Origin of the sequence: Mammaliicoccus sp. D-M19, assembly GCF_022386695.1 — a bacterium.
GTDB lineage: Bacteria > Bacillota > Bacilli > Staphylococcales > Staphylococcaceae > Mammaliicoccus > Mammaliicoccus sciuri.
The window spans coordinates 1-288 of sequence record NZ_JAJNHW010000024.1 but is presented as its reverse complement, the minus strand read 5'-3'; the positions used below and the strand labels follow the sequence as shown (position 1 = coordinate 288).

Below are 288 nucleotides of genomic sequence, written 5' to 3'. Positions count from 1 at the left end.
GCGCGATTATTAAGCTTGTTGAATTTCGTTAGAAATTCACTCGGTTTTTTGCTTGGTAAAATCTATTGCTTACTTATCTAGTTTTCAATGTACAATATAATATGGTGGAGACTAGCGGGATCGAACCGCTGACCTCCTGCGTGCAAAGCAGGCGCTCTCCCATCTGAGCTAAGCCCCCTAATTGGGAATTAAAATTTAATGGTGGGCCTAAATGGACTCGAACCATCGACCTCACGCTTATCAGGCGTGCGCTCTAACCAGCTGAGCTATAGGCCCATTCTTAAGTTG

General features: G+C 44.4%; 2 tRNA genes. Both read right to left on the bottom strand.

Annotated elements, in window-relative coordinates:
* Window positions 1-102: 102 nt before the first annotated feature.
* A tRNA-Ala gene (locus LQ675_RS14925) sits at window positions 103-178 on the bottom strand.
* A 21-nt stretch (window positions 179-199) separates the two neighbouring features.
* Window positions 200-276: transfer RNA gene (locus LQ675_RS14920), tRNA-Ile, on the bottom strand.
* Window positions 277-288: the final 12 nt, after the last annotated feature.